Below are 8,937 nucleotides of genomic sequence, written 5' to 3' on the forward strand. Positions count from 1 at the left end.
CGAACGAACTGAGCGGTGGGTTCCAGTCCTTCGGCTCTGAGACTGCCCCAAGCGGACGCTACCGCCTCTCCTCTGCGGAAGCGTTCACGGAGTGCGGCTAGTTCTCGGTAGGACTCGACCGAGAGGAGCACGCCTTCAGCCTTGCGATGCGCACCGATGAAGACTGGCTCTGCCTGCGGGCCGGCCTCCTGAAGATCTGAGAGGATGCGCGAGATGTTCTTACGGGCATCACGCACCGTCACTACTTCCTGGTGTTCCATGTCTCCATAATAGTCGATTCGTGTACACGAATGTGCTCACACGACTATCGGGTGTGCCATGGAGCGCATCGTCGAGATCACGGGGCAGTCGCCGGCCGAGTCGATCCGAGACGGGATCAGCCAGGTCGTTCGGGACCGGGCATGAAAGAGCCCTGGTGCTGCCGCAGCCTCTTCGGCAGCACCAGGGCGGTCTGTGGTTACCGCAATGTCAGGGCACTACGGGAGCGTCCATGCCTGGTTCGAGCTCCCGGAGCAGGCCCAGATCTGGACCTGGGTGCCGGAGCCGCCGAAGCCGGTGACATCGAGGCACTTGCCGGACTGCGGATTGACCAGCGAGCTGTTCGAGCCCGGCTGCCACTGTTGCGCGCCGGTGCCGTTGCAGGTGTAGAGCTGCACCTTTGTGCCATTGGCGGTGCCGCCGCTGGCCACGTCCAGACACTTGCCGAGCGCCTGAAGCGTGCTGTTCGACGCCACCGTCCACTGCTGGGCGTTGGTGCCGTTGCAGGTGTAGACCTGGACCGGCGTGCCGTCCGCGCTGTTGGCCCCGCGGACATCCAGGCACAGGCCCTGGTATCCGGTGACCTGGCCGGTCGAGCCGCCGCCACCGTTGTTCGAGCCGGCCGGCGAGTGCCACTGCTGGCTGCCCGCGTCGGTGCAAGCGGAGATCTGCACCTGGGTTCCGTTGGCCGCGCCGGGATCGGTCAGGCACTGGCCGGACTGCGTGTTGACCAGTTCACCGTTCGACTGCGGCTGCCACTGCTGCGCGCCGCTGCCGTTGCAGGTAGCGATCTGGACCGCTGTGCCGGCCACGTTGAGGCACTTGCCGTCGGCGTGCACGGTGCCGTCCGTTCCCTCAGTCCACTGCTGTCCGTTGGTGCCGTTGCAGTTGTAGACCTGCACCGCGGTGCCGTCGGTGTTGCTGTCGCCGGGCAGGTCCAGGCACTGGCCGTTGGAGTTGATCAGCGGCGTGGTCGGGACGCCGGAGCCGGCCGGCGAGACGGTCCAGGTGAATGACTGGCTGGCGAACGCGCCGGAGCCGTCGCGTGCGGTGACGGCGACGGTGCTGGTTCCGGAGCCGCTCGGGGTTCCGGTGATGGCGCCGGTGCCCGCGTTGATCGAGGTTCCGGCGGGCAGGCCGGTGGCCGAGTAGGACAGCGTCTGGCCGCCGGTGCTGTCGCTGGCACTGATCGGCACGTTGACCGCGGTGCCGGCGACGCCTTCCTGCGGTCCCGGGTTGGTGACCGAAACGGTCTGGCCGAGTTGCGCCGAGCCGACGGAGAGGGTGCCGGTCAGCGGGAGGTTCGCGTTCGAGTCGCCGACCGAGACGGTGTAGTTGCCGGTGCTGGTCGCCCACGCGGACGAGCTGTCGTTCCAATACTGGAGATTCGTCTGCGTCAGCGGGAAGCTGACCGTCGCGCTCGCGCCCGGCTGCAGGTCGACCCGGGCGAAGCCCTCGAGGTTCTTCGGCGCCTCGCCGGATGCGGCCGGATCGGTCACGTACAGCTGCGCCACATCAGCACCTTCACGGGAGCCGGTGTTGGTCACCGTGGCGGTCACTGTCGCGGCACCGCCCTTGACCAGGGGGCTGATGGAGAGGTTGCTGAACGCAAAGCTGGTGTAGGACAGGCCGTAGCCGAACGGGAAGAGCGGCGTCAGGTTCTTGGCGTTGTACCAGCGGTAGCCGACGTCGACGCCCTCGGAGTACTGGACCTGGCCGTTCGTGCCCGGCCACTGCGCCGAGGTGTTGGCCGGAACCTGGGACAGCGAGGTGGGGAAGGTGACCGGCAGGTGCCCGGACGGGTCCACGTCGCCGAACAGCAGCGCGGCGATCGCGTTGCCGTCCTCCTGGCCGGGGTACCAGGCTTCGAACACGCCGGCGACCGAGTTGAGCCACGGCATGGTGACCGCGGAGCCTGAGTTGACCACCACGATCGTGTGCGGGTTCGCCGCGGCGACCGACGAGATCAGCGAGTTGTCCGAGCTGGCCAGGTCGATGTTGCTCAGGTCGCTGCCTTCGGACTCGAACTTGCTGACGAAGACCACGGCGACCGAGGACGAGGCGGCCAGCGACGCGGCCGACGAGGCGTTGGAGCCGTCGTTGTAGTTGACCGCGACGCCGCCGCCGGCACGTGCGGTGATGCCCTGCAGCGGGGTGACGGTGCCGCTGGAGTTGACCCCGGCGCTGCCGCCGCCGTCGGTCTGCGGGCTGGTGGACGCGTCGGCGCCGATGACGGCGATCGAGGAGACCGAGGAGCCGAACGGCAGGACCGAGCCGCTGTTCTTCAGCAGCACGGTGCCTTCCTCGGAGATCTGCCGCGCGGTGGTCACGTGCGCGGAGCTTGTCGCGGTCTGCGCGGGCGAGCCGACCGGCGGCTTGTCGAAGAGCCCGAACGCGAACAGCTCGGTGAGCACCTGCGAGGTGAGCGAGTCGAGCGTCGCCTTTGAGACCGAGCCTCCGGAGACGGCGGAGGAGAGGGCGCCGCCGTAGAAGCCGTCGTTGCCGGGCATGTCCATGTTCAGGCCGGAGTTCGCGGACGGGGCGGTGGAGTGGGTGGCGCCCCAGTCGGAGGTGACGAAACCGCCGAAGCCGAACTGCTGGCGCAGCGCGGTGGTCAGGATGTACGGGTTCTCACAGGCGTAGGTGCCGTTGATCGTGCTGTAGGAGCACATCACCGACGATGCGGCGCCCTGTGCCACAGAGTCGTGGAATCCCTGCAGGTAGATCTCCTGCAGCGGCTTGTTGTCGATGACCGCGTTGTCGGACGGGGTGTTGCGGTTGGTCTCCTGGTTGTACACGGCCAGGTGCTTGACCTGCGCCATCGCCCCGGTCGACTGCACGCCCTGGATCTCGGCGGCGCCGAGCGTGCCGTTGAGGTACGGGTCCTCGCCGACCGACTCGAAGGCGCGGCCCCAGCGCGGGTCGCGGGTGATGTTGATGGTGGGGCCGAGGTCGATCGTGGTGCCCTTGGCCTCCTGCTCGGACCCGATCACCTGGCCGTAGGCCTGCTCGGCGGAGGTGTCGAAGGTGGCTGCGGCGTCCACCGGCGCGGGGAGCTGGGTGACGTTGTTGAAGCCGTCGCCGACGCCGGCCGGGCCGTCCTGCAGGTCGATCGCGGGAATGCAGAGGGAGCCGATCGCCGGGATGAAGCCCACGTAACTGGACCCTGACGTGCCGGTGAGCAGGCTGACTTCCTGCGCGACCGACATCTTGCCCAACAGCTGGCTGACGCGCTGGGAGATCGGGGCGGTGGAGCCGACCCACGGGCAGGCCGCGGACGCGGCCGTGGCCGTCGGCGCCGTGGACACCGCGAACAGGCTCGCCGAGGCCGTGACCAGGGCGAGCGCCGTTAAGCGCAGGGTCCTGAGATTCCGGAGGGTGGTGCACGGTTGCACGATGTCTCCTCGTTGAGATTCGCCGCGCCGAGCGGTCGAGATCGCAGCGCGGGCCGTGGCGAGGGTGCTTCTCCCGCGCGGCGACTTAATGCGCGTCGTGATTAAACTCGTGAAACAACTTGAGCGCAAGTGTCGCGACGCGCGCTCGGCTCTTGGAATCGGCGTACCGCGAAAAGGGAGACTCAGGAAGCGAACGCGGCCGAAAAACGCCGTGGCCGCGGACCACACCTCCCGGTAAGAGACTGTGGAAGCAGTGGAGTGGCCCGCGCCGTCGTCTGCGACTGTATTCGCCCACACTCCGGCACAACGGGTCAGGCGCTCGCGCTCGTGGCGTAGCCGTCGCGCGGGACCGCGAGCGTGTCGATCACCACCGGCCAGGGCGATGCCCTCGCCCTGGCCGCTGATCATGTCGATGCTGCTGAGGAAGTCCTCGACCGTTCTCTTCGCGGTGGCCGGGGTGCTGCCGACCTGGTTGGCCGGGCCGCCCTGCGCGACCGCCCTGCGCGTCCGCATTGTCGACGATCGCCTGCCGCACCACCTGGTAGAACCCGCCGATCGTGGCGTACGCCGGGTCGCGCAACTCCGGGCCAACATCGACTCCAAAGCCTCGACTCGCGTGAAAGTTTCAAGCCGCGCCGGGGACAGCGGCGCCAGCACCGACTTCAGGTCCGGCGTGACGCCGCGTTACCTGCGGATCCAGCCGATGTCCCGCAGGTGACGCCGCTGGGGACGCAGACTCTCGCTATGGCAGCGCACGAAATCGCCCCGGAATTCCGCGCTGAACGTCCAGGTCGAGATTCCCCGGCTCGCCGATTTCGAACCCTGATTAACCGCGTCCTGCCCCGGCGGCGGAGTCGGCCAACTGCTGCACGAATGCACGCGTCGCCGGATTCGCTGCGCGGCGGCGCGGCAGGATGCAGCCGATCGGCGGGTGCTCGGGCGCGTCGTCGAGCCGGAGGATGTCGATCGCCGGGCCCGCCGCCAGGGCCACCGACTCGGCGAGCAGCGCCACCCCCAGGCCGACCGCGACCAGTTCGCGGACGTTCGCCGGGGTGTCGGCCTCGAACTCGATGCGCGGCTCGAACCCGGCGCGCGCCGCCGCCGCGGTCAGGATCGCGCGCAGACCGGTGCCCCGGGGCAGACACACGAACGGCTCGTCCCGCAGGTCGGCGAGGGCGATCGCGCGGCGTCCGCCGGCGGTCCGGCCAGCCGTCCGATGACCGGGGGCCGTCGCCAGGACCACGCTCTCCTCGGCGAGCGGGTGCGCAAGGTGGCTCTCGGCTAGGCCGGGGTGCAGCGGCCCGACGACCAGGTCGAGCTCGCCGGAGTCCAGGGCGTCGCGCAGGTCTGCGATCAGCCCGGTCCGGAGGGTGAGCGTGACGCTCGGATGGCGGCGGTGGAACCGGGCCAGCGCCGCGGGCAGGTCCAGCGTGCTGAGAACAGGTGTGGCGCCGATGCGCACGCGGCCCCGCAGCACCGCCGTCAGCTCGCTGAGCTCCGCGCGTGCCAAGTCGAGTTGATCGAGCACCGCGCGCACCCGCACCAGGAACAGCTCGCCCGCCTCGGTCAGCGCCACCTGGCGCGTCGTGCGCCGCAGCAGCGGTGTGCCGAGTTCCGCTTCGAGCCGCCGGATCTGCGCGGAGACCGCCGGTTGGGCGACGCGCAGCTGCTCCCCGGCGCGGGAGAACCCGCCGTGCCGCACGACCGCCTCGAAGTAAACAAGCTGACGCAGCTCCATCGATTCAGAGTAATCCGCTCTAGATCCCATCGCAAACGTGGCTTGGACTTATCGATCGGCGCTCGGCACGCTGGAGCCATGGAGCGACGACTACTGGGTATCGACGGATTCACCACCTCGGCGGTGGGCCTCGGCTGCATGGGGTTCTCCCAGGGCTACGGCCCGGCCGACGACGGCGAGTCTCTGCGGGCGATCAGCCGCGCGCTCGACGCCGGGGTGACCCTGCTCGACACTGCGATGAGCTATAGCCGCGGGCACAACGAGCGCCTGGTCGCCCGGGTGCTGGCCGAGCACCGCGGGCAGGTCGAGCTGGCCACGAAGTTCGGGATCGTGCGCGGCGACGGCGGCGCGGGCCTGGACGGGCGGCCGGAGAACGTGCGCGGCTACTGCGAGGCCTCGCTCTCCCGGCTCGGCACCGACGTCATCGACCTCTACTACCTGCACCGGGTCGACCCGGACGTGCCGGTCGCCGAGTCGGTCGGCGCGATGGCCGAGCTGGTCAAGGAGGGCAAGGTGCGCCACCTCGGACTGTCGGAGGTGACCGCCGAGCAGCTCGAGCAGGCCGCGGCGGTGCATCCGATCACGGCGGTGCAGTTCGAGTGGTCGCTGCTGTGGCGCCAGCCCGAGGAGGATGTGGTTCCGGCGGCGCGGCGGCTCGGCATCGGACTGGTGCCCTACAGCCCGCTCGGCCGCGGCCTGCTGACCGCTACGTTGGACCACACCACGATCGACAGCAGCGACTTCCGCCGCGGCGACCCGCGGTTCCACGGTGCCGAACTCGAGCGCAATCTGGCCCAGATCGACGCTCTGCGCGCGATCGCCGACGACCGGGGCGCCACGGTGGGTCAGCTCGCGCTGGCGTGGCTGCTCGCGCAGGGACCCGAGGTCGTTCCGCTGCCGGGCTCGCGCAACCCCGACCGGGTCGCAGAGAACGCCGCCGCCGCGGACATCAAGCTGACTGAGGCCGACCTTCGGCGCATCGAGGAGGCCGCCCCCCGCGCCGCGTGGGCCGGCGACCGGACCTCCTTCGCCGTGCCCGTCACCGGCCGCGGCGCGTGAGAGCACTGACAGGCCGCTGGACCAAGGCGCCCTGACAGTTCTCTTCCACGCGAGCCCTCCTTCCCCCGCGCGTCAGGCGCCGAATAACGAATAGACCGCTCGGCGGCACCAGTGAGACGTTACTGGTGCCGCCGAGCGGTTGCCTTTTCAGGCCACGGGCAGGCGGGCTTGTCAGAAGTCTTGTGCGTGGTCCGCGACCCACGCGCTGAAGCTGCGCGCGGGGTGGCCGGTGACCTTCTCGACGTCGGAGGTCACCTCGGCCGGACGCCCGACCGAAGCGGCCCAAATCGCCAGCAGGCTGTCCACGATCGGAGCGGGTACGTGTCCGGTCATCGCCGCGCGGACCTGCTCCGGCGGCAGCTCCTGATAGGCGATGGGGCGTCCGAGCGTCTGACCGAGGATGCGGGCCAGCTCGGCGTTGGTCAGCGAGTCGGGGCCGGTCAGCCGGTAGGCTTGCCCGCCATGGCCGTCCCGGGTGAGGGCCGCGACGGCGGCGTCGGCGATGTCGGCCTCGTGGATCGGCGCCGAGGTCGCCTCGGCATAGGCGCCGCGGATCACATCGCCGGTCTTCGTCTGGCTCGCCCACCCCAGGCTGTTGGCGGCGAACGCGCCAGGACGCAGGAACGTCCACTCCAGGCGCGAGGCCTGCAGAGCATGCTCGACTTCGGCGTGGTAGGCGGCGATGGCGCTCGCCCTGACCTCGGCGGAGGCGTCGCCGACCGCGCCGGACGACATCAACACCACCCGTCCCACCCCGGCGGACTCGGCGGCGGCGGCGAAATCCGGACCGCAGCCCGGGGCCGCGAGCAGGAACGCGGCCTCCACTCCGGACAGCGCGGCCGCCAGCGCCGTCCGGTCGGTCAGGTCGCCGGCGACGACCTCGACCTCGATCGGCCATGCGGCCTTGTCCGGGCGCCGGGACAGGGCCCGGACCTTGTGGCCTTGCGTGAGCAACTGCGTCAGGACGTGCCGGCCGACGTTTCCGGTGGCTCCGGTGACCAGGAACATGGGCTTCTCCTTGCATTGTGCGATTGGCGCGTATGGCAGCTGGCTGCCGTACCCAGAGTGGCAGGAACGAGACTAGGAGCGGTTGAGGACGGATTCGGTCCTCAACGCGCGAAAATCCCGGCCGACAAGTGGATTCGAGCGAGACTCGAGCGCGCGGCCGAAGCTCCCCGTTCGAGCGAGACCCGAGCATTTTCAAGGCGCTGAGCTGGCCTGCTCTTGTCGGCCCGGCCGGGTGGCTCGTGCGCAAACGCGGATAACCGGTGTGAGAGGCGTATAACTCGCGACAGAACAGTTGTCCGCGTTCCCGTTGATCGTGTTCACTGGATTCCGTGAACGAGCGCGCCGTCCCGATCAGACCCCTGATCGTCATACACGGCGGCCTGCGCCACGACGACCGGCCGCCGCATCGCCTCGCGCCGCGTATCTGACGTCTCATCGTTCACGACAGCACTCTGCGGTTAAACCGCGGGCTGCGCACCTATTCCTTGATTTCTCGCCGCACCCGGTCGCCCCTGCGCGGCTCCGTGCTTCTTCATCTGGACTGTGTCATGACTTCCGCACCCTCAACTCCGCGCATCGCCCTGGTGACCGGGTCCACCAACGGCCTGGGCCACGCCGTCGCCCGCCGCCTGATGGCCGACGGGACGACCGTGATCCTGCACGGCCCGACCCCCGCGTCCGTGGACGCCGCGCGCGAACGGCTCGGCCTGGCCGGACTCGACCTCACCCGCCTGGAGACCGAGGTCGCCGACTTCACGAGGCTGTCCGACGTGGCCGCGCTCGCCGACCGGGTCGCCGCCCGCCACCCGGTCCTCGACGTGCTGGTCAACAACGCCGCGGTGGCCCCCACCGACACGCGGACCCTGACCGAGGACGACCACGAACTCGCCCACCAGGTCAACTACCTGGCGCCGTACCTGCTGACCCGCCTGCTGTGGGACCCGCTGGGCGCGGCGCGGCCGGGGCGCGTGGTCAACGCGTCCTCGGCGCTGCACCGCACCGCCAACCTGAACTGGGGCGACCTCGACCGGGTCCGCGGCTACGCCCGCATCGGCGCTTACGCCCAGTCGAAGCTCGCGCTGACGATGTTCACCCGCGCCGCCGCCGTCGCCGCGGGCGGCAGGATCCTGGCCGTCAGCGTGCACCCCGGAATCCTCAGCACCGGGATGCTCTCGCTCTACGCCCGCGTCGGGCAGCCTGTCGCGGACGGCGCTGACGTTGTGGCCCGGCTCTGCCGCCCCGAAACCACCGTGCGGAACGGCGCGTACTACGACGGCGAGAGCGAAGCCCCAGTCGCCCCGCTCGCCGCCGACGACAAGGCCATCGCCCGCCTGTGGAAGGCCACTGCCAAGGTGGTCGGCTTGGACCGGCAGCCCGCCAGCGTCTGACGCCCGGCGATCACGTCGGTTTCACTTCCAGACGAAAGTAAGGCACCACATGTCCAAGCGATCTCGGCGCAAGCGGTCGCGTCGCAGGAAA

General features: G+C 69.8%; 8 protein-coding genes. 3 read left to right on the forward strand and 5 right to left on the reverse strand.

The annotated features are described in order from the left end of the window. Positions 1 to 260: hypothetical protein (locus VGZ32_RS24115; protein ID WP_326888463.1), on the reverse strand; the 260-nt coding region annotated here is incomplete at its 3' end. A 216-nt stretch (positions 261 to 476) separates the two neighbouring features. Then, positions 477 to 3,653: a glycoside hydrolase family 3 C-terminal domain-containing protein gene (locus tag VGZ32_RS24120; RefSeq protein WP_326888464.1), complete on the reverse strand. Its 3,177-nt coding sequence runs from the start codon at positions 3,651 to 3,653 to the stop codon at positions 477 to 479. Between the two features lie 406 nt (positions 3,654 to 4,059). Here VGZ32_RS24120 and VGZ32_RS24125 point away from each other — a divergent pair, with 406 nt between their 5' ends. Continuing rightward, positions 4,060 to 4,371 carry a hypothetical protein gene (locus tag VGZ32_RS24125; protein ID WP_326888465.1) on the forward strand — a complete coding sequence of 104 codons (312 nt, stop codon included), beginning with the start codon at positions 4,060 to 4,062 and terminating at the stop codon, positions 4,369 to 4,371. A 108-nt stretch (positions 4,372 to 4,479) separates the two neighbouring features. On the opposite strand, the gene VGZ32_RS24130 is transcribed toward VGZ32_RS24125, so the two are convergent. Continuing rightward, complete coding sequence (locus VGZ32_RS24130) at positions 4,480 to 5,391, reverse strand: LysR family transcriptional regulator (protein ID WP_326888466.1); 912 nt, start codon at positions 5,389 to 5,391, stop codon at positions 4,480 to 4,482. 78 nt (positions 5,392 to 5,469) lie between these two features. On the opposite strand from VGZ32_RS24130, the gene VGZ32_RS24135 reads away from it, so the two are divergent. Then, positions 5,470 to 6,450 carry an aldo/keto reductase gene (locus VGZ32_RS24135; protein ID WP_326888467.1) on the forward strand — a complete coding sequence of 327 codons (981 nt, stop codon included), beginning with the start codon at positions 5,470 to 5,472 and terminating at the stop codon, positions 6,448 to 6,450. Between the two features lie 171 nt (positions 6,451 to 6,621). Here VGZ32_RS24135 and VGZ32_RS24140 read toward each other — a convergent pair whose 3' ends face one another. Together VGZ32_RS24140 and VGZ32_RS24145 are read right to left on the reverse strand one after the other, a co-directional pair. Next, the gene (locus tag VGZ32_RS24140) at positions 6,622 to 7,458 is read right to left on the reverse strand and encodes an NAD(P)H-binding protein (RefSeq protein WP_326888468.1); all 837 of its coding nucleotides are present in this window, start codon (positions 7,456 to 7,458) and stop codon (positions 6,622 to 6,624) included. Between the two features lie 317 nt (positions 7,459 to 7,775). Beyond that, entirely contained in the window at positions 7,776 to 7,901 is a 126-nt protein-coding gene (locus tag VGZ32_RS24145) for a hypothetical protein (protein ID WP_326888470.1), read from the reverse strand. A 105-nt stretch (positions 7,902 to 8,006) separates the two neighbouring features. Between VGZ32_RS24145 and VGZ32_RS24150 the strand changes: the two genes are divergently transcribed. Next, entirely contained in the window at positions 8,007 to 8,846 is an 840-nt protein-coding gene (locus VGZ32_RS24150; protein WP_326888471.1) for an SDR family NAD(P)-dependent oxidoreductase, read from the forward strand. Positions 8,847 to 8,937 lie beyond the last annotated feature (91 nt).

Source organism: Actinocrinis sp. (assembly GCF_035938995.1).
GTDB lineage: Bacteria > Actinomycetota > Actinomycetes > Streptomycetales > Catenulisporaceae > DASZGI01.